The organism is Virgisporangium aliadipatigenens (genome assembly GCF_016863615.1).
GTDB classification, from domain to species: domain Bacteria; phylum Actinomycetota; class Actinomycetes; order Mycobacteriales; family Micromonosporaceae; genus Virgisporangium; species Virgisporangium aliadipatigenens.
The window spans coordinates 82,570-103,620 of the sequence record NZ_BOPF01000033.1; the positions used below are offsets into that span (position 1 = coordinate 82,570).

At 71.3% G+C, this 21,051-nt stretch carries 28 protein-coding genes; 16 read left to right on the top strand and 12 right to left on the bottom strand.

Translation table 11 applies throughout. The features are described from left to right. The first annotated feature begins 351 nt into the window (after positions 1 to 351). Together Val02_RS35105 and rsrA are read left to right on the top strand one after the other, a co-directional pair. A complete protein-coding gene (locus Val02_RS35105; RefSeq protein WP_239153570.1) occupies positions 352 to 960 on the top strand; it encodes a sigma-70 family RNA polymerase sigma factor in 609 nt (202 codons plus the stop codon). A gap of 85 nt (positions 961 to 1,045) precedes the next feature. Beyond that, positions 1,046 to 1,330, top strand: a complete 285-nt coding sequence (gene rsrA, locus Val02_RS35110) for a mycothiol system anti-sigma-R factor (RefSeq protein ID WP_203903598.1) — start codon at positions 1,046 to 1,048, stop codon at positions 1,328 to 1,330. A gap of 2 nt (positions 1,331 to 1,332) precedes the next feature. Here the strand turns inward: rsrA and Val02_RS35115 are convergent, their stop codons facing one another. Together Val02_RS35115 and Val02_RS35120 are read right to left on the bottom strand one after the other, a co-directional pair. Continuing rightward, positions 1,333 to 3,162, bottom strand: coding sequence for a vWA domain-containing protein (locus tag Val02_RS35115; RefSeq protein WP_203903599.1), 1,830 nt, complete (start codon positions 3,160 to 3,162; stop codon positions 1,333 to 1,335). 1 nt (position 3,163) lies between these two features. Continuing rightward, positions 3,164 to 4,207, bottom strand: a complete 1,044-nt coding sequence (locus tag Val02_RS35120; protein ID WP_203903646.1) for an ATP-binding protein — start codon at positions 4,205 to 4,207, stop codon at positions 3,164 to 3,166. Between the two features lie 161 nt (positions 4,208 to 4,368). On the opposite strand from Val02_RS35120, the gene Val02_RS35125 reads away from it, so the two are divergent. Beyond that, on the top strand, positions 4,369 to 4,584 hold the full coding sequence (locus Val02_RS35125) for a biotin/lipoyl-binding carrier protein (protein ID WP_203903600.1): 216 nt from the start codon (positions 4,369 to 4,371) through the stop codon (positions 4,582 to 4,584). Between the two features lie 24 nt (positions 4,585 to 4,608). Here the strand turns inward: Val02_RS35125 and Val02_RS35130 are convergent, their stop codons facing one another. Together Val02_RS35130 and Val02_RS35135 are read right to left on the bottom strand one after the other, a co-directional pair. Then, positions 4,609 to 5,904 (bottom strand): tetratricopeptide repeat protein, encoded by a 1,296-nt coding sequence (locus Val02_RS35130; RefSeq protein ID WP_203903601.1) that lies wholly within the window; start codon positions 5,902 to 5,904, stop codon positions 4,609 to 4,611. A gap of 1 nt (position 5,905) precedes the next feature. Beyond that, positions 5,906 to 6,352, bottom strand: coding sequence for a hypothetical protein (locus tag Val02_RS35135; protein ID WP_203903602.1), 447 nt, complete (start codon positions 6,350 to 6,352; stop codon positions 5,906 to 5,908). A 33-nt stretch (positions 6,353 to 6,385) separates the two neighbouring features. Here Val02_RS35135 and Val02_RS35140 point away from each other — a divergent pair, with 33 nt between their 5' ends. The 7 genes from Val02_RS35140 to Val02_RS35165 all read left to right on the top strand — a co-directional run bounded on the left by Val02_RS35140 (position 6,386) and on the right by Val02_RS35165 (position 11,979). Beyond that, positions 6,386 to 7,867 carry a sensor histidine kinase gene (locus Val02_RS35140; RefSeq protein ID WP_203903603.1) on the top strand — a complete coding sequence of 494 codons (1,482 nt, stop codon included), beginning with the start codon at positions 6,386 to 6,388 and terminating at the stop codon, positions 7,865 to 7,867. A gap of 81 nt (positions 7,868 to 7,948) precedes the next feature. Beyond that, complete coding sequence (locus Val02_RS48745; protein ID WP_373317998.1) at positions 7,949 to 8,029, top strand: putative leader peptide; 81 nt, start codon at positions 7,949 to 7,951, stop codon at positions 8,027 to 8,029. Between the two features lie 124 nt (positions 8,030 to 8,153). After that, positions 8,154 to 9,854 (top strand): nitrite/sulfite reductase, encoded by a 1,701-nt coding sequence (locus Val02_RS35145; protein ID WP_203903604.1) that lies wholly within the window; start codon positions 8,154 to 8,156, stop codon positions 9,852 to 9,854. Then, positions 9,851 to 10,012 carry a hypothetical protein gene (locus Val02_RS35150; protein WP_203903605.1) on the top strand — a complete coding sequence of 54 codons (162 nt, stop codon included), beginning with the start codon at positions 9,851 to 9,853 and terminating at the stop codon, positions 10,010 to 10,012. The genes Val02_RS35145 and Val02_RS35150 overlap by 4 nt, the downstream gene beginning before the upstream one ends. Continuing rightward, positions 10,009 to 10,716 (top strand): phosphoadenylyl-sulfate reductase, encoded by a 708-nt coding sequence (locus tag Val02_RS35155; RefSeq protein ID WP_203903606.1) that lies wholly within the window; start codon positions 10,009 to 10,011, stop codon positions 10,714 to 10,716. The genes Val02_RS35150 and Val02_RS35155 overlap by 4 nt, the downstream gene beginning before the upstream one ends. Positions 10,717 to 10,751: 35 nt before the next feature. Beyond that, complete coding sequence (locus Val02_RS35160; protein ID WP_275415639.1) at positions 10,752 to 11,492, top strand: sirohydrochlorin chelatase; 741 nt, start codon at positions 10,752 to 10,754, stop codon at positions 11,490 to 11,492. Positions 11,493 to 11,496: 4 nt separating this feature from the next. After that, the gene (locus Val02_RS35165) at positions 11,497 to 11,979 is read left to right on the top strand and encodes a TFIIB-type zinc ribbon-containing protein (protein WP_203903607.1); all 483 of its coding nucleotides are present in this window, start codon (positions 11,497 to 11,499) and stop codon (positions 11,977 to 11,979) included. 117 nt (positions 11,980 to 12,096) lie between these two features. Here Val02_RS35165 and Val02_RS35170 read toward each other — a convergent pair whose 3' ends face one another. Both Val02_RS35170 and Val02_RS35175 read right to left on the bottom strand, forming a co-directional pair. Then, the gene (locus tag Val02_RS35170; protein WP_203903608.1) at positions 12,097 to 12,354 is read right to left on the bottom strand and encodes a WhiB family transcriptional regulator; all 258 of its coding nucleotides are present in this window, start codon (positions 12,352 to 12,354) and stop codon (positions 12,097 to 12,099) included. 316 nt (positions 12,355 to 12,670) lie between these two features. Then, a complete protein-coding gene (locus Val02_RS35175; protein ID WP_203903609.1) occupies positions 12,671 to 13,618 on the bottom strand; it encodes a diacylglycerol/lipid kinase family protein in 948 nt (315 codons plus the stop codon). Positions 13,619 to 13,691: 73 nt separating this feature from the next. Here Val02_RS35175 and Val02_RS35180 point away from each other — a divergent pair, with 73 nt between their 5' ends. Continuing rightward, on the top strand, positions 13,692 to 14,069 hold the full coding sequence (locus tag Val02_RS35180; RefSeq protein ID WP_203903610.1) for a hypothetical protein: 378 nt from the start codon (positions 13,692 to 13,694) through the stop codon (positions 14,067 to 14,069). Between the two features lie 42 nt (positions 14,070 to 14,111). Continuing rightward, positions 14,112 to 14,828 (top strand): FadR/GntR family transcriptional regulator, encoded by a 717-nt coding sequence (locus tag Val02_RS35185; protein WP_239153572.1) that lies wholly within the window; start codon positions 14,112 to 14,114, stop codon positions 14,826 to 14,828. On the opposite strand, the gene Val02_RS35190 is transcribed toward Val02_RS35185, so the two are convergent. The 3 genes from Val02_RS35190 to sodN form a co-directional block, all read right to left on the bottom strand. Next, on the bottom strand, positions 14,829 to 15,230 hold the full coding sequence (locus tag Val02_RS35190) for an ATP-binding protein (protein WP_203903611.1): 402 nt from the start codon (positions 15,228 to 15,230) through the stop codon (positions 14,829 to 14,831). It lies immediately after the preceding gene. Between the two features lie 16 nt (positions 15,231 to 15,246). Beyond that, positions 15,247 to 15,786, bottom strand: coding sequence for a GNAT family N-acetyltransferase (locus Val02_RS35195; protein WP_203903612.1), 540 nt, complete (start codon positions 15,784 to 15,786; stop codon positions 15,247 to 15,249). A gap of 77 nt (positions 15,787 to 15,863) precedes the next feature. Further along, complete coding sequence (sodN, locus tag Val02_RS35200; protein WP_203903613.1) at positions 15,864 to 16,268, bottom strand: superoxide dismutase, Ni; 405 nt, start codon at positions 16,266 to 16,268, stop codon at positions 15,864 to 15,866. Positions 16,269 to 16,292: 24 nt separating this feature from the next. On the opposite strand from sodN, the gene Val02_RS35205 reads away from it, so the two are divergent. The 3 genes from Val02_RS35205 to Val02_RS35215 all read left to right on the top strand — a co-directional run bounded on the left by Val02_RS35205 (position 16,293) and on the right by Val02_RS35215 (position 18,953). Further along, positions 16,293 to 16,652, top strand: coding sequence for a S26 family signal peptidase (locus Val02_RS35205; RefSeq protein ID WP_203903614.1), 360 nt, complete (start codon positions 16,293 to 16,295; stop codon positions 16,650 to 16,652). 155 nt (positions 16,653 to 16,807) lie between these two features. Then, positions 16,808 to 17,980 (top strand): NAD(P)-dependent malic enzyme, encoded by a 1,173-nt coding sequence (locus Val02_RS35210; protein WP_203903615.1) that lies wholly within the window; start codon positions 16,808 to 16,810, stop codon positions 17,978 to 17,980. Positions 17,981 to 17,999: 19 nt separating this feature from the next. Beyond that, on the top strand, positions 18,000 to 18,953 hold the full coding sequence (locus tag Val02_RS35215) for a zinc-binding dehydrogenase (protein WP_203903616.1): 954 nt from the start codon (positions 18,000 to 18,002) through the stop codon (positions 18,951 to 18,953). 4 nt (positions 18,954 to 18,957) lie between these two features. On the opposite strand, the gene Val02_RS35220 is transcribed toward Val02_RS35215, so the two are convergent. After that, entirely contained in the window at positions 18,958 to 19,872 is a 915-nt protein-coding gene (locus tag Val02_RS35220) for an alpha/beta hydrolase family protein (RefSeq protein WP_239153574.1), read from the bottom strand. Between the two features lie 46 nt (positions 19,873 to 19,918). On the opposite strand from Val02_RS35220, the gene Val02_RS35225 reads away from it, so the two are divergent. Next, positions 19,919 to 20,095, top strand: coding sequence for a hypothetical protein (locus Val02_RS35225; protein ID WP_203903618.1), 177 nt, complete (start codon positions 19,919 to 19,921; stop codon positions 20,093 to 20,095). A 4-nt stretch (positions 20,096 to 20,099) separates the two neighbouring features. Here the strand turns inward: Val02_RS35225 and Val02_RS35230 are convergent, their stop codons facing one another. Then, positions 20,100 to 20,822: a hypothetical protein gene (locus Val02_RS35230; protein ID WP_203903619.1), complete on the bottom strand. Its 723-nt coding sequence runs from the start codon at positions 20,820 to 20,822 to the stop codon at positions 20,100 to 20,102. Further along, the gene (locus Val02_RS35235) at positions 20,822 to 21,001 is read right to left on the bottom strand and encodes a DUF6104 family protein (protein WP_203903620.1); all 180 of its coding nucleotides are present in this window, start codon (positions 20,999 to 21,001) and stop codon (positions 20,822 to 20,824) included. Before Val02_RS35235 ends, Val02_RS35230 begins: the two co-directional genes overlap by 1 nt. Positions 21,002 to 21,051: the final 50 nt, after the last annotated feature.

A 21,051-nucleotide genomic window follows, 5' to 3' on the forward strand; every position in this document is an offset into this window, starting at 1 on the left:
GCTCCTCCACATGGTGGCAGGCTCGCGTCCGGCGGGTCGGCCGCCCGCTCCCAGGCCCTTCCTGCACCCGGCGGTCGACGGCGGTCCCCAGCAAGTTGCCCCGGCCGCCGGGTCAGGCGGGGCGTTCGGCCGGGAAGATCTCGAGGGGCCCGTGACGTTGTAGCCCCCGTGACACCCATCAGGGAACGCGACCCACAGAGCAACTGGTTGCGATCAGTGATCGAAGGCCCGGAGTGGCCGGTGACGGGCAGCGCCCCGGCCGTCGCTCGGACGGTGCGCACCCGACCGTTGCCCGACGCCCCGGCCGGACCCGGCGTATCCTCTCGGGGACGGTCGAAAGGGGTCCCCCGCGTGGCGCGTACCGAAAGGACCGATGAACGGCGGGCCCGTTTCGAACGGGACGCATTGCCGTTCATCGACCAGCTCTACGCCGCCGCCCTGCGGATGACCCGCAACGCGGCCGACGCCGAGGATCTGGTCCAGGAGACGTTCCTGAAGGCGTACGCCGCCTTCCACCAGTTCGAAGAGGGCACCAACCTCAAGGCCTGGCTGTACCGCATCCTGACCAACACGTACATCAACTCCTACCGCAAGCGGCAGCGCCAGCCGGTGCAGGCGCCGACGGAGGAGATCACCGACTGGCAGCTCGCCGAGGCCGAGTCGCACACGTCCAGCGGACTGCGTTCGGCCGAGACGGAGGCGCTGGACCGGCTGCCGGACTCCGACGTGAAGGACGCCCTGCAGGGGTTGCCCGAGGAATTCCGGCTCGCCGTGTATCTCGCTGACGTGGAGGGCTTCTCCTACAAGGAGATCGCCGACATCATGGGTACGCCCATCGGTACCGTCATGAGCCGGCTGCACCGCGGCCGGCGCAACCTGCGGCGTCAGCTCGAACGCTACGCGTCCGACCGCGGGTTCACCCGTGGCGTGGCCGAACCCGAACCCGAGGTGGCCCAATGAGCGAGTGCAAAGCGCGGCGCCTGGACCGCAGCGCAGCGGAGGGAAGCCGCCGTGGGGCGGAGCCGCGCACTGAGCGGGGGGCCCGATGAGCTGCGGGGACCCACACGAAACGGACTGCCGCGAGGTGCTCGCCGAGGTCTACTACTACCTCGACCTCGAGGCGACCGAGGACCGGCGCGACCTGATCCGCCACCACCTGGACGAGTGCTCGCCCTGCCTGCGTGAGTACGGCATCGAGCAGGAGGTCAAGGCGCTGGTGGCCCGCTGCTGCGGCAAGGAGACCGCGCCGACCGAGCTGAAGCAGCGGCTGCGGGTGCGGCTCGCCGAGCTGGTCTTCGAGGCCGAGACCCACGAGTACCTGCCCGAGTAGCGCTACCGCACCTCGAAGACGGGGCCGCGTGGCCGGAACGGCAGCCGCGCGCCCGCCGGCATCAGGTACGCGTGCTCCCGCCGGATCCGCAGCGGGTCGCACCAGCCGTCGGTGATCACCAGGATCGGGCCGTCCTTCGGGAAGTCCTCGGCGCGTTCCAGCAGGTTGATCGCCGGCTGGAGAACGGTGCCGCCCCGCCCGCGCACCCGCACGCGCCCCGCGATCTCCTCGACCGGCACGTACCCGGCGTCGTAGGCGACGGTGTCGCAGTAGATCACCCGGGCCGCCGGCACGTCCCGCGCCCGGGAGAACGACGCGATCGCCCCGAGCGCCTTGCCCATCAGCCGCACGCCCATCGAGCCGGACGTGTCGAGCACGACTCCGAACGTGACCCGCCGTTCCTGCTCCTCCGGCAGGTACCAGCCGGGCCGCGGGATGCCCGGGGTGGACGCCTGCCGGCGCGAGGGCCGCGCGTACGACCGCCGCCTCTCCGCGGCCCGCACGTGCGCGTCGAACCACTTCGCCAGCTCCGCGTCCCACGGGATCGGCGGCTGGTCGAGCACCCGGATCTCGGCCGCCAGCCCGGCCGGCACGTCGCCGCGCCCCTGCGCGCGGTGGTGCTCCAGCCCGAGCACCAGCGCCCGCCGGTAGAACTCGTCGAGGTCCACCGGGTCGCCGACCCGGCCGCGGCACAGGTCGTCGTGCCGCCCGTCGAGCATGTCGCCGACGCCGCGCCCGCGCAGGGTCCCCAGCCGCCGCATGCGCCGCAGGTCGCCGGCGATCCGGTCGTACACGGCCTCGGTGGACAGGCCCTTGAGCGCGGGGTCGTACAGCAGCCCGTCGGGGATCTGGCCCACGGCCATCTCGACGAGCCAGCCGTTGATCACGTAGTCGGCGGCGATGTTCCAGAGGTAGGGGTCGCGGCCGCCCACGCGTTCCTGGTGGCGCAGGGCGGCGTGCAGCATCTCGTGGGCGAGGACGAAGCGCAGTTCCTCCTCGGACAGGTTGCAGAACGGGTTGATGTAGATCTCGGCGCGTTCGGTGTCGACGGCCGCGACGGAGATGCCCAGCGCGCGCACCACGTCGAGTTCCGCGACGATCGTGAACCCCGTCGCCAGGGCCGCCAGCAGCGGATACGACGACACGAACCAGCGCCGCGCGACCTCCCACCGGCTGTTGGGGTCGGGGGCGTCGGCGTGCAGGTGCCGGTGCTGCCCGGCCTCGTGCACGGCGTTGGTGGCCGCCGCGGAGAGGCCGACGGAGAGGCGTTCGCTCCAGGTCAGTGGGCTCATCGTCGAGTTGCGGGGCGGCGGGGCCTCCCACGGCGCCAGGTCGGCGTCCGCCCCGCCGATCGCCAGGGCGGCCCATTCCTCGGGAACGCCCGTGTGGCGCCACCGGTCGGCGAGGGCCTCCTCCGGCGCGTTGGGCAGCTCCGCCGGCAGCGCCGTCGGGGGTTCGCCGAGCCGCAGCGCCTGCTGGAACCGGGCCACCACGAGGCAGCACGCCGTCGCGTGGAACCGGTCCGGCACCGGCCCGTCGAGGTGACCGAAGCCCAGGTGCAGCAGGCAGTGCGCGAGCACCCAGGTCCACTCCTCCAGCGTGCCGTGGCGCAGCGGGTTGACCTCGATCAGCCCGTTGCCGTGCACGACGGCCCAGCCGCGGGCCCGGGCGACCGGGGCCTCCTCGTGCCGCCACACGAGAGCGCGGGGCAGACCGGTGCGGGTGGGGTCGTACACCATCGCGGAGAAGAGCGAGTTGTTGTAGACGTTCGCCCAGGCCGCCTCGAAGATCTCCGCGCGCGGGTCGCGGCGCTTGGGCTTGTGCCGGGCCATGTCAGGTCCGCGCCGCGACGAGCCGGGGCAGGTCCCGGCTCACGTCCAGCAGGAACCAGCCGGGCAGCACCGGCATCCCGTCGTCGTCGGAGGCGATGACGAGCTGGGCGCATTCGAGCGAGATCTCGGCCAGCTCCACGAGGAGCGACTTGGCCCGCCGCGCGAACTCCCGCACCGACCGCGAGGCGTGCTCCTTCGACGCCGGCAGGTCCTTGACGAGCCGCGCCCGGAACGCCTCCGCGAAGAAGAACAGCAGGTCGCGGTCCTCCGGCCGGCGCGGCCAGGACAGGTCGCCGCGCACGATGGCGTCGAGCCCGTACCGGTGCCGCAACGTCTTCACGTATGCGCAGAACGCCGACGCGTGCGACGTGGTGAGCGTGCCGTAGGCGATCACCCGGAGCGTCTCCTCGGCGATGTCGTCGCCGTAGGAGTGCAGCGCGTCGGAGAGCATGTGCCACGCGCGCGGCGTCGAGAACGGCTCCTCGGACGTCGGCGGCTTGATCCACAGGTGGTCGGGCCGCTGGGTCAGGTAGTCGCAGATCCAGGGGTGCACCCCGGCCGCGCCGGCCCAGCCCAGCCAGTCCGTGGCGCTGGCCCGCAGGTGCACGTGGACGAGCCGGTTGACCAGGGCGGACGCCATGGGGCGGGCGAGCGCGTTGTCGGTGGCCCGGTTGCCCGCGCCGAGCACGATCGACCCGGCGGGCAGTTCGTAGGCGCCGACGCGCCGGTCGAGGATCAGCGAGTAGAACGCCTTCTGCACCTCGGGGGTGGCGGCGTTGAGTTCGTCGAGGAACAGGCAGTACGGCTCGTCGCGCGCGATGGTCTCGGGCGGCGCGAAGCGGCTGCGCCCCTCGACCAGTTCGGGGACACCGATGAGGTCCTCGGGGGCGAGCTGGGTGCCGAGCAGCGTCACGCAGGGCAGCCCGAGCGCGTCGGCGAACGCCCGCACCAGCGAGCTCTTGCCGATGCCCGGCGGCCCCCAGAGGAAGACCGGTCGGACGACCGCCAGGTGCAACAGGATCCCGGGCAGTTGGGCCGGGGTCACGGTGATCGCGGATTCCACCTGGCACGCCTTTCTCTCGACGGAACTCCTCTCGTGCGCGGCTCGGCTCAAGGATGACGGTGGATCTTCGGCGGGGCGAGGGAATTACGACCGGGAGCATGATTGGATACCACCCGACGTGCGCTCAACCTGGAGGAGAACCGATGGCCGACGAGATTCGCGCCGAGATGGTCGCCAACGTGTGGAAGATCGTGAAGGCCGTCGGCGACGAGGTCGAGGACGGCGACACGCTGGTGATCCTGGAGTCCATGAAGATGGAGATCCCGGTGATCACCGAGTCCGACGGCGTGATCGCCAAGATCGCCGTCAACGAGGGCGACGTCGTCCAGGAGGGCGACCTTATCGCGGTCATCGAATAACGAAGCCCTGCGCCTGGAGCGGCGCTAGGCGCTCGGCGTGATCCGCACGAGGGCGGCGGGCGCGTCCGCGTGGTGCCGCACCAGGGCCGCCACGTCGGCGCGCACCGCCGGCTCGACCCACGCGGCCACGATCAGCGCGAACAGCGCGCACTCGCGCGTCTCGGCGTCGGGGTCCGACAGCCGGGCGACGAGTTCGCCCCGCCGCGTCGAGGACTCCCACGGCTCGTCGGCCCGGTGGTGCAGCAGGCCCAGGGACTCCCAGACCCGGCCGGTGCCGGGCCGGGCGAGCGCGTCGTCGTAGGCGGCCACCGGATGCGCCCAGGTCGTGTCCGTACCGGGAACGCCACCGAGCCAGTCGCGCTTGCGGCAGGTGCCGGTCAGCATCCCCTCCGCATGTGCCTCGCCGGGGTGGTCGCGCACGTGGTCGGCGAGCCGCACGAGGTGGTGCACGTCCCCGCTGTCGAGGTACCGCAGCGCGCACGCCGTCGGGAACGCCGACGGGTCGCGGGGGTTGATCGCGGCGGCCCGTTCGATCCAGGCGAGGGCCTCGGGGAGCCGGTCGTTGTTGGCGAGCAGCTCGGCGATGTCGGTCATGACGGCGCAGTTCTTCGGCTCGTACGCCAGGCTCCCCTCCCAGGCGGCGACGGCCTCGTCGACCAGCCCGGCGGTGCGGTAGGCGTACCCGAGCCAGATCGAGGAGAGCAGGCCCGGCTCCAGTTCGGTGGCGCGGCGGGCCCAGCGGATCGCCTCGGCCGGGGAGCCCATCCGCCGGGCGAACGCGGATGCGGCGCCGAGCAGCCGGCCGTCCCGCGGGTGGGCCCGGACCGCGTCGCGGGCGAGCCGCAGGTAGGGCGCGAGCGCCGGCCGGGTGTCCCGGTCGATCGGGTCGCTCAGGCCGGAGCACAGGCGCATGAAGTGGGCGGCGAGGTTGTCCGGCGGGATCTGCGCGGCGACGCCGTCGCGGTCGAGCCAGGCGGCGGAGGCCCACGCCGTCGCGGGGTCGTGCCGGGTGGCCGCGACGAGCAGGCCGAGCGCCTGGTCCAGGTCGCCCGCGGCGGCGAGCAGGTGGGCGCGCGCGACGACGTTGCCGATGTAGACCTGCCCGTCGAGCGGGTACAGGTCCAGCGCGCCGTCGCCGGCGGCCGCGGCGACCCGGGCCAGGACCTCGTGCGCCTCGGGCAGGGTCGGGTCGCAGCCGAGCGCGTTGGCGGCGTGGCCCGCGGCGTGCCCGATCTCGCCGTCGTCCAGGGCGAGCACGGCGAGCGCGACCTCGCCCTCGGCCTCCAGGCGCAGGCTGCCGGCCTCGTCCGGAACGGACATCTCATCCCTCCACGGTGATCACGGCGGGCTTGTTCTCCCGCAGTTCGCGCGCGGGGAAGCTGACCGGCGGCCGGTCACCGACACCGATCACGTACCGCTCGACCCCGCCGGGCACGGCGCGGATCTCGAACGGGAAGTTGCACCGCAGCTTGCCCCCGTCGACGGAGGAGACACCGGCGCCGAGCTGGCCCGCGGCGAGCGTGTGCCCCTCGGGGTCGGCGACGCGCACCGGCCCACCGGCGCGGATGTCCGCCGTGGCGGCCGGCGTCGTGCAGGGCGTGCCCGGTGAGGCACCCGCGCCCTCGCCGATCGCCACCGTCACGTACCCGTGCATGAGGAACGCGTCGGGCTTGTTGTTGGGGCCGGTGCCGGTGCCGACGAACCCGCATGACGACAGCGTGAGACAGCCGAGGAACAGCCCGACGATCGTCTTTGGCGGGCGGCGCATCCGCTGAATGTACCGGCGTGCGACGCTGTGCTCGTGTCCACCCTGCGCGACCTCGTCGAGGAGCACACCTCCCTCGAACCCGTCGACATCGAGCACCTGCACCGACTCGCCGGCGACTGGCAGCTGGTCTCCGATCTCTCCTTCGCCGACCTGCTGATGTGGGTGCCGCGGGACAGCGGCGGGGAGTTCATCTGCGTGGCGCAGGTGCGCCCGAGCACGGCCGGGACGGCGTACCAGGACGACCAGGTGGGCCGGATAGCCGGGGGCCCCGAGGTGGCGCACCTGGCGGTGGCGCGCAACCAGGGCCGGATCTGGCGGGAGGGCGATCCGGTCTGGTACGGGGACACCCCGGCGCGGCACGAGGCGATCCCGGTGCGCCGCCCCGGTAGTTCCCGCGTCATCGCGATCCTGGGTCGGGACACCAACCTGTCGACGGCCCGCACCCCGTCGCAGCTCGAACTGAACTACCTGACCACGGCGGACGACCTCGCGCAGATGGTGGCGGACGGCTCCTTCCCGCCGGTGCTGCACCCGGGCGAGCTGACCAGCGCGCCTCGCGTGGGCGACGGGCTGGTGCGCCTGGACGCCTCCGGCAAGGTCACCTACGCCAGCCCGAACGCCCAGTCGGCGTTCCGTCGCTTGGGACTCACCGCCCACCTGGTGGGCGAGGACCTGGCGGCGCTGGTCGGCCGCCTCTCCGACGACCCGCTGGAGGGCACCGACGCGGCGGAACGGATCGTCGCGGCGCTGCGCGGCGAGGCCCCGGCGCGTAAGGAGGTCGAGGCGCGCGGCGCGACGGTGCTGACCCGGGCGCTGCCGCTGATGCCGGCGAGCGTGCCGATCGGGGCGCTGGTGCTGATCCGGGACGTGACGGAGGTGCGCCGCCGGGACCGGCAGTTGATCACCAAGGACGCCACGATCCGCGAGATCCATCACCGGGTGAAGAACAACCTGCAGACGGTGGCGGCGCTGCTGCGACTGCAGGCGCGGCGGGTGGGCGTTCCGGCGGCGCGGGCGGCTCTGGAGGAGTCCGTGCGTCGGGTGGCGTCGATCGCGATGGTCCACGAGACGCTGTCGCATTCCGGCAACGAGGCGGTGGAGTTCGACGGGATCGTGGATCGGGTGATCGCCGCCGCGGCCGAGGTCTCCGCCACGGAGTCCCGCGTGGTGCTGCGCCGGGAGGGGTCGTTCGGGGTGCTGCCGGCCGAGATCGCGACGCCGCTCGTGATGATCCTCAACGAGCTGGTGCAGAACGCCGTCGAGCACGCGTTCGGCCCCGGGGAGGGCGGTGAGGTCGTGGTCTCCGCGCACCGCAAGCGGCGGGAGGTGCACGTGGCGGTCACGGACACCGGGCGGGGCCTGCCGGAGACGTTCGACATGGACGCCAGCGAACGCCTCGGGCTGCAGATCGTGCGCACCCTCGCCTCGGGAGAACTACGGGGATCGATCGAGATCAGGGGCGGTGCGAACGGCGGAACGGAGGCCGCGCTTGTGGTTCCCCTATCAAAGAGATAGGATTTCTTCCTCGTTCCATGCGGTGAGATGGAACTCACTGAGTGATGGCGGCGCGCCTGCGTGCGTGGCAGGATCTACCGCATGGCGTCCTCTCTTCGGCTGATCAGCCGCCGGCACGTGGATCTGTGCCGCGTCCGTAGCGCCATCTGTCCGGCCTTCTGACACGCCGCCCGCCGCTTTCCGTTGGGCGCGCAGAAGCGCCGTAGCTTTTGACACTGATGTCAACCAGCGCCTCGCCAGGCGTTGGTCGGTGCCTCGCGTGTCCCCGCATCAGAGGACGCACCAAATGACATTGACTTCCGAACCCCCCAGTACCAGGCCCGCCGCACGGCCGGTCCGCAAAGCCCGTGGCGAAGGCCAGTGGGCGATGGGCCACCGGGAGCCGCTCAACCCGAACGAGCGCACGAAGAAGGACGACAACGGCCTCAACGTGCGCGCCCGCGTCGAGAGCATCTACGCGCACGGCGGGTTCGCCTCGATCGACCCCGCCGACCTGCGCGGACGGCTGCGCTGGTGGGGCCTGTACACGCAGCGCAAGCCCGGCATCGACGGCGGCCGCACGGCGATCCTGGAGCCGCACGAGCTCGACGACGAGTACTTCATGCTGCGCGTGCGCATCGACGGCGGCCAGCTCAGCCTGGCCCAGCTGCGCGTGCTGGCAGACATCTCGAAGAAGTACGCCCGGGACACCGCCGACATCACCGACCGCCAGAACATCCAGTACCACTGGATCCGCATCGAGGACGTGCCGACCATCTGGCGCGAACTGGAGGCGGTCGGCCTGTCCACCACCGAGGCCTGCGGGGACACGCCCCGCGTCGTGCTCGGCAGCCCGGTCGCCGGGATCGCCGAGTCGGAGATCATCGACCCGACCGAGGCGATCACCGAGATCTGTGAACGGTTCATCGGCGACCCGACGCTGTCCAACCTGCCGCGCAAGTTCAAGTCGTCGATCTCGTGGCTGGCGGACACGCCCTACGAGGCCAACGACATCTCGTTCGTCGGCGTGATCCACCCCGAACACGGCCCCGGCTTCGACCTCTGGGTCGGCGGCGGCCTGTCGACCAACCCGATGCTCGCCCAGCGGCTCGGGGCCTGGGTGCCGCTGCACGAGGTGCCCGAGGTGTGGCTCGGCGTGATCCAGATCTTCCGCGACTACGGGTACCGCCGGCTGCGCAGCCGCGCGCGGCTCAAGTACCTGCTGGCCGACTGGGGTGCGGCGAAGTTCCGCGAGGTGCTGGAGCAGGAGTACCTCAAGCGGCCGCTGGTCGACGGTCCCGCACCCGAGCTGCCCGAACGCCCCATCGACCACGTGGGCATCCACAAGCAGTGGGACGGGAAGTTCTACGTGGGTGCCGCGCCGGTCGCCGGGCGGGTGTCGGGCACGATGCTCGACCAGATCGCCGACGCCGCCGAGGCGCACGGGAGTGACCGGGTGCGGTTGACGCCGTACCAGAAGTTCCTCATCTGCGACGTCGAGAGCGAGAACGTCGACTCCCTGGCGCGCACCCTGCGCTCGCACGGCCTGCAGGTGACGCCGTCGGCGTGGCGGCGCGGCACGATGGCCTGCACCGGCATCGAGTTCTGCAAGCTGGCGATCGTCGAGACCAAGGCGCGCGCCGCCGAGTTGGTGGCCCACCTGGAGGAACGCCTCGCCGACTTCGACGCCGACATCTCCATCCACCTCAACGGCTGCCCCAACGCCTGCGCTCGCACCCAGGTCGCCGACATCGGGCTCAAGGGCCAGCTGGTGCGCGGCCCCGACGGCGACATGGTCGAGGGCTTCCAGATCCACCTGGGCGGCGGGCTCGGGATGGCCGCCGGCCAGAGCGCCGGGTTCGGGCGCAAGGTGCGTGGGCTCAAGACGACCGCCGCCGAGCTGCCGCAGTACGTCGAACGCGTCGCCCGCAACTACCTCGCCGAACGGTCCGACGGTGAATCGTTCGCCCACTGGGTCATCCGCGCCGAGGAGGGATCCCTGAAATGAGTGAAAGGTCAGCACCCCTCTACTGCCCCTACTGCGGGGAAGAGGACCTGCGGCCGCACGGCGAGTCCCACGGTGCGTGGGAGTGCCGGGCGTGTGTCCGGGTCTTCACCGTCAAGTTCGTCGGCCTGTCCTCGTCCGTCCTGGAGGTGAAGCGGTGAGCACGACCGTTCTGCGCAGCCCCGCCGAGTCGATCGCCTTCGCGAAGGAGGTATCGGCCAGACTCGAGGGCCAATCATCGGAAAAGATCGTCGAGTGGGCGCTCGAGGAGTTCGGCGAGCGGTTCTGCGTGACGAGTTCCTTCGCCGACGCGGTGCTGGTGCACGTGGTGTCGAAGGTGGCGCCCGGCATCGAAGTGATCTTCCTCGACACCGGGCTGCACTTCGCCGAGACGCTGCACGTGCGCGAGGTGGTGCAGCGTTCGCTGCCGGTGATCGTGCGCTCGGTCCGTCCGGACCAGACGGTCCGTGAGCAGGAGGCGGAGCACGGTCCGCGGCTGTGGGCGCGCGACCCCGACACCTGCTGCGACCTTCGCAAGGTGGCTCCGTTGGAACGGGCACTGCGCGACTACGACGCCTGGGCCGCCGGGCTGCGTCGCGACGAGTCGCCGAGCCGCGCCAACACGCCGGTGGTGGGCTACGAGGCGAGCAAGGGCAAGTTCAAGGTCGCGCCGCTGGTGGACTGGACGCAGGCCGACGTCGACGCCTACATCTCGCGCTACAACGTGCCGGTCAACGCGCTCATCCGCCAGGGCTACGCCTCGGTCGGCTGCTGGCCGTGCACCAAGCGGACCCCTCCGGGCGCCGACCCGCGGGCGGGACGCTGGCCGATGTTCGACAAGAGCGAGTGCGGGCTCCACAAGTGACGCTGGCCCTCGACAGGCCTGTCACCCGGCCGCCGGTGGGGAAGCCCCGGCGGGCGCAGTCGGTCGTGCTCGTCGCGCACGGGTCCTCGGATCCGCGCGCCGCCATGCACACCCGCGCGCTCGCCTGGGCCGTCGGCGCCGAGCCGTCCTACCTGGACCACGCCGGGCCGCGTCCGGGCGAGGTGCTGGCGCGCATCGAGGCGGCCGGCCACCGTTCGGCCGTGCTGGTGCCGCTGCTGTTGACGGCCGCGTACCACGGGCGGGTCGACATCCCGCAGGTCGTCGTCGACGCGCGGGCCGAGGGGCTCACGCTGCCGGTGGCGGTCACCGACGTGCTCGGGCCGGTCGCCGGCACCGTCCCCGTCGAACTGCTCTCGGCACTGCGGGGCAATCTGCCGGCGGTGCCGTTCGACGGAATCGTGCTGGGGGCGGCGGGCACGCGGGACGCGGTGGCCCGGACCACGGTGGACCTGGTCGCGGGACGGCTCGGCACCGCGCTGGGCGTCCCGTGCATCCCGGCGTACGCGTCGGCCTCGGGACCGACGGCGGGGGAGGCGGTCGGCCTGCTGCGGGCGGCCGGCGCCCACCGGGTCGTCATGGCGAGCTACTTCCTGGCGCCGGGCAAGCTCTACGACCTCGCGTGCCGCTCGGCCCTCGCGGCGGGGGCGGTGGCCGTGGCGGCGCCGCTCGGTGCCGACCTGGCGCTGGTCAGGCTCGTGCACCGGCGCATCGCCGAATCTTCGCGGCCGGCGCACGCCACCGCGCCGTTACGGTGAAGGCATGCGCCAACTGACGTGTCCCAAGTGCAAGGGCGCCATGCGGGTCGTGGACAAGGCCGGCGTCGCGATCGACGAGTGCGTCGAGTGCAAGGGGATCTTCCTGGACCGCGGGGAGATGCAGAAGCTGTTCGAGGCCGAGCGCGAGTGGCAGGCCCGGCAGGTCCCGCCGTCACCGCCCGGCGTGATGGTGCCGGCCACGCCGCCGCCGCTGCCGGAGCCGTTGGGCGGGCCGCCGGCGCCTCAGGGGCCGCCCGGCGGGTTCCGGCCCGGGCCGGGGAGCGGGGACGTGCCGTTCCCGCCGGCTCCGCCGCCCGCTCCGATGCGCGGCGACGCCCCGTACGTGCCCCCGCCCCCGCCCCCGCCGCCTCCGGCACCGGGCGGCCCGGCGCCGTACGGGCCCGGCTATCCCGCCTCGGGACACGGCTATCCCGGGACGCCGCATCGCAGACGGCACAAGGGATTCCTCGAAGAATTGTTCGACTGAGAAAGTTGCCAGGAATCGATGGCAATAAACGCGACGACGCCCCGGGAGGCTGATCCCGGGGCGTCGGTAGCGTTTGGTGTGGTGGTCGTACTTCTCTGTAATTACTTACTCGTGCGATCAGGCCGAGTGAGCGCGGACCCGCAGGCCGCCGCGACGCTTGACGGCGCGCCGCTCTTCTTCGCTCATCCCGCCCCAGACGCCGGCGTCCTGACCGGTTTCGAGAGCCCACTTCAGGCACTCGTCGACTACCGAACAGCGCCGACAGACCGCCTTTGCCTGTTCCACCTGCAACAACGCCGGCCCGGACGTCCCGATCGGGAAGAACAGCTCCGGGTCCTCGTCGCGGCAGAGAGCAACGTGGCGCCAGTCAGACATGACGGCAACACTCCTTGATTCGCGGATCGGATCATTTCTATGCAAACGCAGTGCCGGGACGCATTAATGCGGCGGTGGTGAGGGCGCCCAGCAGTGCGAAGGCAGGCGTGTGTTCGCTTGTGAATACTTTCACGAACTGCCGTGATGTCAAGGGGGCTTCTGGGAAAAAATACGGCCGGTGAGCAACCTCACGACCGTTTTGCCCGATTTAGCTTAAGAAGCCGACCCTAACTCGCAACAGTCAGTAACCAATGTAGTACCGCAGCAGGCTTAACGACGCACCTTTGGCAAGGTGTCGCTGAATGCGGCTGAAATATCAACACACGACGCGGAGTGCCTGGGGAACCGCGACAAACTCCACTTTACCCCGTTCACCGAGATAATCACCGTCGAGCTGAAATGAGAGCGGACGGCTCGCACGCAGCGTGAACGACCCGACATCATGCAACGTCAACACCTGCTTGCCCGTCAGCGCGGGCCGGGCGGAGGCGAGCTGAGCGAAGAAGCGCGCCGTGCTCGGGACGCGCAACACTTTCAGGGCCATCACGTCGAGGTTCTTGTCGAACGACGCGTCCGGGCACGCGTTGACGGCGCGGTCGCCGACATACGTCCACGGCGCGGTGTTCTGCACGACCACGCTCGCCAGGCTCGGCACGTCCGCCTCCCCGGAACGCTCCAACGTCAGCAGCTGCGTCTTGCGCTCGGTCTCGGTGAAGTACTGGACGCCGATGGAGCGCATGTACAGCCACGGCGTGGAGACCTTGCCGCGCAGGCGGGCGCGCTCGACCCGGCGGATCACCTCGGCGTCCAGCCCGTAGCCCGCGCAGAAGGTGAAGTAGCGGTCGTCGGCGCGGCCCAGCCCGATCGTGCGCGTCGTGCCGGCCCGCAGCGCCTGCAGGATCACGTAGGTGCCCTCGGCCCAGTCCCGCGGCAGGCCGATCGCGCGGGCGAAGACGTTCGTCGAACCGCCGGGCACCACCGCCAGCGCGGGCCTGCGGTCGGCGCCGCCGGCCGGGTCCTTGGCGCCGGGCTCGGCCGTGAGGAGACCGTTGACCGCCTCGTTGACGGTGCCGTCGCCGCCGAGCGTCACGACCACGTCGATGCCCGCACGGGCGGCGTCGCGCGCGAGTGTCGCCGCGTGGCCCCGGCGCTTGGTGTACTCGACCGTGAGGTCGACCTCGCTGCGCAGCGCGCGGACCAGGATGTCCCGGCTGCGTTCGCTCGTCGTGGTGGCCTTCGGATTGACCACGAGTAGCGCGCGCATGGCCGGCACTGTACTCCCAAGTGCGGCCCTGTGACCTTCAGCGGCCCTCCGGCCTGCCGATACAGTTACCCGCGTGACATCTTCCCCGACCGTTCCGCTGCCGCGGGCACTGCGGCTGGCGATCGGTGTGGTGGCGGTCGAGACGGCCGTCGTATGGATGCTGATCGCGGTGCTGAGCTTCGCCGTCACGCGCGACGAGGGCACCGGTGCGCTGCGCAGTCTCGGATACGTCGGGCTCTATGCGGTGGCGTTCCCGTATCTCATGTGGGGGCTGCTGCGGCGGCGCAAATGGGCGCGGGCGCCGTTGATCGTGCTGCAGCTGCTGCTGATCGCCGTCGGGGTGGTCTTCGCCAAGGCGCTGTCGCTCCCGCTGGGCGCGCTGATCGTGTTCGCCGCCGCCGGGTGCGTGATCGCGCTCGTCGTTCCCTCTACCAGGGAAGTCCTCAGCTGACATGGCAACGCTGTGTAGTGATTGGTAATACGCTTCGCAGTTGTGAAGTCCGAACACGGGGTGGCCTTACCGGCTTACCGGACCCTCGCCGACCGCCTGCGCACCGAGATCGTCTCCGGGCGGCTGAAGCCCGGCGAGCGCCTCCCCACCGAACCGCAGCTGTGCGGCTCCACCGGACTGAGTCGCTCGACCGTGCGGGAGGCGCTGCGGCTGCTGGCCAGCCAGCACCTGATCACGACCGTGCGCGGGGTCACCGGCGGCAGCTTCGTGACCCAGCCGCACCCGTCGCTGTTCGCCGAGTCGCTCTCGAACGGCCTGCAGTTCCTCATGTCGTGCGGCCCGGTCGACGGGCACCAGGTCTTCGAGGTGCGCGAACTGCTCGAGGTGCCGGCCGCGGGGCTCGCCGCGCGCCGCGCCGACGCCGAGGACATCGCCGTTATGCGGGCGACGTTCTGCGATCCGGAGACGGCCGACCTCGACACGCTGCTCGCCGGCAGCAGCCTCTTCCACGCCGCAGTCGCCAGGGCGTGCGGCAATCCCGTGCTGCAGATGGTGCTGGAGCCGCTCTACAGCGTCGGTAACCAGCGCGAGATCGGCGCGCGTTTCCCGTTCGACCGCTGGCAGCGCTTTGACCGCGATCACCGCGAGATCCTGGCGGCGATCGAGTCCCGCGACGTCGGGGCGGCCCGCGGCGCGGCGGCGGCCCACCTGGCGGCACTGCACGAGACCTACGCGGACGTGCGGTACCAGCCGGTGTAGCTACTTGGGGCGCCGCTTGGTCAGGCGGATCGCCGCCTGGCCGCCGTTGAGGGTCGCGTCGATCTCGTCGGCCAGGGCCGAGAGCACCTGCCACGAGAACGACTCCGCCGGCAGCCGCGAACCCGAGGCGGTCGTCGGCACGCTCGTCTCCACAGTCAGCGCGTCGTCCGTGACGGCGAAGCGGCACGACAGCTCCGCGTCCGGCGTGGCGATCGGCAGCAGCATGGCGCACGCCTCATCCACGGCTATGCGCAGATCCTCGATCTCGTCGAGCGTGAACTGGAGCCGCGCGGCCAGGCCGGCCGTCGCCGTCCGCAGCACACCGAGATATGCCCCCGCGGCGGGCACGCACAGCACGACGACGTCGTCGGTCGCCCACGGTTCCGGTATCACCTGCGTCACACCCGCATCCCCCTCGCTATGACTCTACGTCGTCGCCGCCAGGCAGCGAGTCGCCGGGCGGTGCGCCGTGCCAGGTCTCCGCCTGCGCCGCGAGGCTCCGCAGGGGATCACCGGTCAACCGGTACGGGATCCACTCGTCCATCGGACCCGCCCCGATGGAGTGGTAGAACTCCCGGGCCGGGTTCCAGTGGAGTACCCACCACTCCAGTCGTTCATAACCCCGTTCGACACAGATCGACGCAAGTGTCGCGAGCAACGCCTTACCGGCGCCGCTGCCCCGCGCCGACGGCCGCACGTAGAGGTCCTCCAGGTAGACCCCGTGCACGCCGCGCCAGGTCGAGAAGTTGCGGAACCACAGGGCGAAGCCGATCGGCTCATCCTCCCGGACCGCCACGTGCCCGAACAGCGCCGGCGCCGGATCGAACAGGGCGGCGGTCAGCTGCGCCTCGGTGAGGTGGCACTCGTGCGCGGCCTGCTCGAACTCGGCGAGGTCGTGCACCATGCCGACGACGGCGGGTACGTCGGCGGGAGTGACGGGGCGGATCGTGATGTCCATCGTTTCCTCGGATGGTCGCCGATGGTGACGGCCCCCGTCCCGGGTGAGGGATCGGGGGCCGGAAACCGTCCGCAGGCTCAGGCCTGCTTGGTCTCCCAGAAGATCTTGGCGATCTCGTCGATCTTGCCGAGCAGGTCCTCGGCCACCTTGACGTCGACCTTGCCCTTGGCGCCGGCGGCACCGGCGAGCTTGGTCGCCTCGTTGAAGAGGGCGTGCAGCTGCGGGTACTTCTCGAAGTGCGGCGGCTTGAAGTAGTCGGTCCACAGCACCCACAGGTGGTGCTTGACCAGCTCCGCGCGCTGCTCCTTGATCAGGATCGCCCGGGTGCGAAACTCCGGGTCCTCATTGGCCTGGTACTTCTCCGCGATGGCCTTGACCGACTCGGCCTCGATCCGGGCCTGCGCCGGGTCGTAGACGCCACAGGGCAGGTCACAGTGGGCGTGAGCCACGATTCGCGGGGAGAAGAGGCGCGACAAGCGCATCGAACCCTCCTGGAATGGTTTGCGATGATCCTCGTGCCGACCCTACTCCGCCTGCCATCGCCCAGCGACACGGAGGTGACGATGCGCCTACCGTTGTTCGCCGCGGCCGTCCACGGGCCGTCGATGGTGCCCACTCTGCGCTCCGGCGACTTCGTGCTGGCCGTGCGCACCCGGCGGGCGCGGGCCGGCCACGTGGTGATCGCGCGCTTCGCGGCACGGCCGGACCTCGTGATGGTGAAGCGGGTCGAGCGGCCGGTCGACGGCGGGTACTGGTTGGTCGGCGACAACACGTTCGGGTCCGACGACTCGCGCGCCTACGGGCCCGGCGAGGTGCTCGGCCGCGTGGTGCTGCGCTACTGGCCGCGCCCACGGATGATTCGATGAACGCTGTCGTTTCGTGGTCTGAAACGGGTGGCCGCGCGGGTTAAGGTAATGCATTGCCGTCCGGCCCACCGTCGCCGGACGCCGATTCACCAGCACCGCCCAGGAGACCCCTCCGGTGCCGATCTCTCACACTGCACTGGCGCACTGGAGGAGTCGTGCCCGCATCCTTCGATCCTGACGATCCGGTCTTCATCTCGCACACCGGCGGCAAGCTCGCCGTGCACGGGACCGTTCCGCTGGCGACCCGGGACGATCTGTCGATCGCGTACACCCCCGGGGTGGCGCGCGTCTGCGAGGCCATCGCCGAGGACGAGTTCCTCGTGCACAAGTACACCTGGGTCGCCAACACCGTCGCCGTGGTCACCGACGGGTCGGCCGTTCTGGGGCTGGGCAACATCGGGCCGCGCGCCGCGATGCCGGTCATGGAGGGCAAGGCCGCGCTGTTCAAGCAGTTCGGCAACGTCGACGCCGTGCCGATCTGCCTCGACACGCAGGATCCCGACGAGATCGTGGCGCTGGTGCGTGCGCTGGCGCCGTCGTTCGGCGGGATCAACCTGGAGGACATCTCCGCGCCGCGCTGCTTCGAGATCGAACGGCGGCTCGAGGCGGAGCTGCCGATCCCGGTGTTCCACGACGACCAGCACGGCACCGCGGTCGTCGTGCTGGCCGCGTTGCGCAACGCGTTGACGCTGCTCGATCGCAAGATGGACGACCTGCGCGTGGTGATCTCCGGCGCCGGGGCGGCCGGGGTCGCGGTCGCGAAGATGCTCATCGCCGGCGGCGCCGACGGGCACCGGATGATCGTGTGCGACTCGCGCGGCGCGATCTACTGCGGGCGTTCGGATCTCAACGCCGCCAAGCGGGAGATCGCCGCCCTGACCAATGCCGAGCACCTCTCGGGCGGGATCGACGTGGCGCTGCGCGGGGCCGACGTTCTCGTCGGTGTCTCCGGCGGCACCATCCCCGAGTCGGCCGTCGCGGGGATGGCCCCGGGCGGCGCGATCTTCGCCCTGGCCAACCCGACCCCGGAGGTCCACCCGGAGATCGCCGCCCGGCACGCCGCGATCGTCGCCACCGGTCGCAGCGACTTCCCCAACCAGATCAACAACGTGCTGGCGTTCCCCGGGATCTTCCGGGGCGCGCTCGACGCCGGCGCGACCCGCATCACCGAGGAGATGAAGGTGGCCGCGGCGACCGCGATCGCCGACGTGGTCGCGGCGAGCGTGCGGCCCGACGCGATCGTGCCGAGCCCGCTCGACCCGCGGGTGGCCGACGCCGTCGCGCACGCCGTCGCGGTGGCCGCCCGGGAAGGCGGCGTCTGCCGCTGAGCTGTGCTGGGATGGGGGCATGCGTGCCGCCTATGCCATCGCCGCCAACGACGCCGATCCGCTGTCCGCGCTGGAGGTGGGGGAGCGGCCCGAGCCGACCCCGGCGGGTCCCGACTGGGTCACCGTCGAGGTCCGGGCCGGCTCCCTCAACCACCACGACCTGTGGTCGCTGCGCGGCGTGGGCCTTCCCGCCGACAAGCTGCCGATGATCCTCGGCTGCGACGCCGCCGGGATCGCGCCGGACGGCAGCGAGGTGGTCGTCTATCCGGTGATCTTCGGCCCCGAGTCGGGTCCGCCGTGGTCGATCCTCTCGGAGCATTTTCCGGGAACGCTTTCCGAGCGCGTCACCGTTCCCGCCACCAACCTGGTGCGCAAGCCGGAGGCGCTGAGCTTCACGGATGCGGCGTGCCTGCCGACGGCGTGGCTGACCGCGTACCGCATGCTCACCGCGAAGGGGCGGCTGACGGCGGGCGGCTCGGTGCTCGTTCAGGGGGCGGGCGGGGGCGTCGCCACGGCGGCCGTGGTGCTCGCCGGCGCACTCGGTGCGCGGGTCTACGCCACCAGCCGCGACGCGGCCAAGCGGGAACGGATCGCCGCGCTGGGCGCCACGGCGTTCGAGCCGGGTGCGCGGCTGCCCGAACGGGTCGACGTCGTCATCGAGACGGTCGGCGAGGCGACGTTCGAACACTCGATGAAGTGCGCGAACGTCGGTGGGCGCATCGTCGTCTCCGGCGCCACGGCCGGCCACCTGCCCAAGGTCAACCTGCGCCGGGTGTTCGCCAACCAGCTGGAGATCCTCGGCACGAGCATGGGCACCCCGGAGGAACTCGCGGCGCTCATGACGCTGCTCGTGGAGAAGGACGTCCGGCCGGTCGTCGACTCCGTGTTCGGCTTCTCCGAGGTGCGCAAGGCGTTCGAGAAGCTGAACGACGGCGACGTGTTCGGCAAGGTAGTGATCGACTACACCCGCTGAGGTCTCAGCCCAGTTTGTCGTCGAGGGTGCCCGCCGGCTTCGCGTCGGCGGCCAGCCTGCCGCGGGCGGCGGTGTCGCCGTAGAGGCTGTACCGCAGGAAGTCCAGGGTGGACGCCGCCACCGCGGGGTACGCCTTCGCCGACTCGCGCATGTACGCCGTCGAGTGATCCCCGCCGGGCAGCGTGAACAGCGCCTTCGGCCACGGCGCCGCGTCGAAGATCTCCTTGCCGGACGCGTAGCTGACCACCTCGTCGGCGTCGCCGTGCACGAACATCAGCGGCACCGCCGCTCCGCTGAACCCCGACCCGACGCCGATCGCCGCGCCCGCGAAGACCACGCCGCTGCGCAGCCGCGGATCGCGTGAGGTGGTGAAGAGGCCCACCGTGGTGATCCCGCCCGCCGAGTGGCCGGCGGCGCCGAGGCGTTCCGGGTCCATGATGTCCTTCAACGGCCCGGCCAGCGCCTGCGTCAGCACGAACGACCCGTCGGCCGGCTGGTTGAGCACGTCGGCGATGTCGAACTTCCCCGAGTTGCGGCTGGTGTTGGGGTACGCCGGCGCCACGACCACGAACCCGGCCGCCGCCCACTTCGACAGCAGCGGCCGGAAGTCCTCCGGCAGGCCGTTGAGCCCGTGGCTGAAGAGCACCACCGGGAACTTCCCGGCCGTTCCCTTCGGGTACCAGGTCGTGGTGCGCAGCGTGCGGCTGCCGTCGCGGGTGTACGTGTCGGTGCGGTTGGCGACCTGGTACGTGCGGGTCGGGGCCTTGCCGGTCGGCAGCGGCAGCGCGCTGACCACGGCGGCCGAAGGCGACGGAGAAGCCGCCCCGGCAGGCGCCGCATTGTCCTGGTCCGCGGCGTTTCCGCCGCATCCGACCAGTAGGGATGCGGCCAGTATCACGAACCCGACGCGAAGCGGCACCCGTCCGAGGCTAGCTCGCGGCCGCGACGGCGCTAAGGTGTCGACCATGTCCGATCAAGGTCAGGACCCGAGCGGCAACACCGAGGCCTTCCGCGCGTTCGTGCAGCGCACGGAGGGGACGTCGGCACCCGAGCGGGCCTCCGTGCTCCCCCAGATCGTCATCGGCGGCGTCGTGGTGCTCGTGATCGCCGTCGTCGTGATCCTTCTGGTGACGGTCGCCTGACGCGTCACGCGTCCGTCTTCAGGCGCACCACCCACGTCGTCGCCTGACCCTCGCCGAACTCCCAGGTCGCCACCGCCTCGGCACCGAACGCCTCCAGCGCGGACCCGAAGGAGTTCAGCGGCTGCGTCGTACCCGCGAACCAGGCGCCGTAGGCGCGGGCCGAGTGGGCGTCGAGGCACAGGTTGGCGAAGTGTTTCCGCAGGGCCGGGTCGGCGATCGCGGAGAGGCGTTCCGCCCACGTTCCGTCGACCTCCGCGTCCTCGTCGGGCTCCGTGAGCGCACCCTCGTCCATGGTCCAGGTGGCGGCGCGGAGCGCGTCGAAGAGCGTGCCGTCCGTGCGTACCCGCAGGATCACCGGCACGAAGTAGTCGATCTCGTCCGGATCCACGCCGTGCGCGCCCAGCAGCGTCAGCATGTCGCGGCCGCGCACCACCTCGAAGTCGCCCGACACGAACGACAGTTCGTCGAGCGCGTCGGCCATCGGCTCCAGCTGGTCGACCTCGGAGGCGTCGTCGACCAGGACCAGCGAGCGCTGCACGTCGACCTGCCAGCGGCGGGGGTCCAGCTCGTTCGGATCGGCGTCCTCGCCGAACTCCGGCGAGAACAGCTCGGCCCGCAGTTCGTCGTCCCAGTGGAAGGTCGCGTAGGTGCCCTCGGGAAACGCCTCGAGCGGCCGGCCGAGCAGGATCGCGAACGCGTCGCGCAGCTGCTCCTCGAAGGCCGGCATCAGTCCTCGTCCTCGTCGTCCAGCCGGGCGAGCCAGGTGGCCAGCCGTTCGACCGGGGTCTCGAACTCGGGGTTCATGTCGACGAACTCACGCAGGCGTTCCGCCAGCCAGTCGATGGTGACGGACTCCTCGCCGCGCCGCTCGGAGAGTTCCTCGATGCCACGATCCGTGAAATACACGGCGCGATCCTAATGAGAGACGGCCCCCGGCGGGCGCCGAGGGCCGTCTG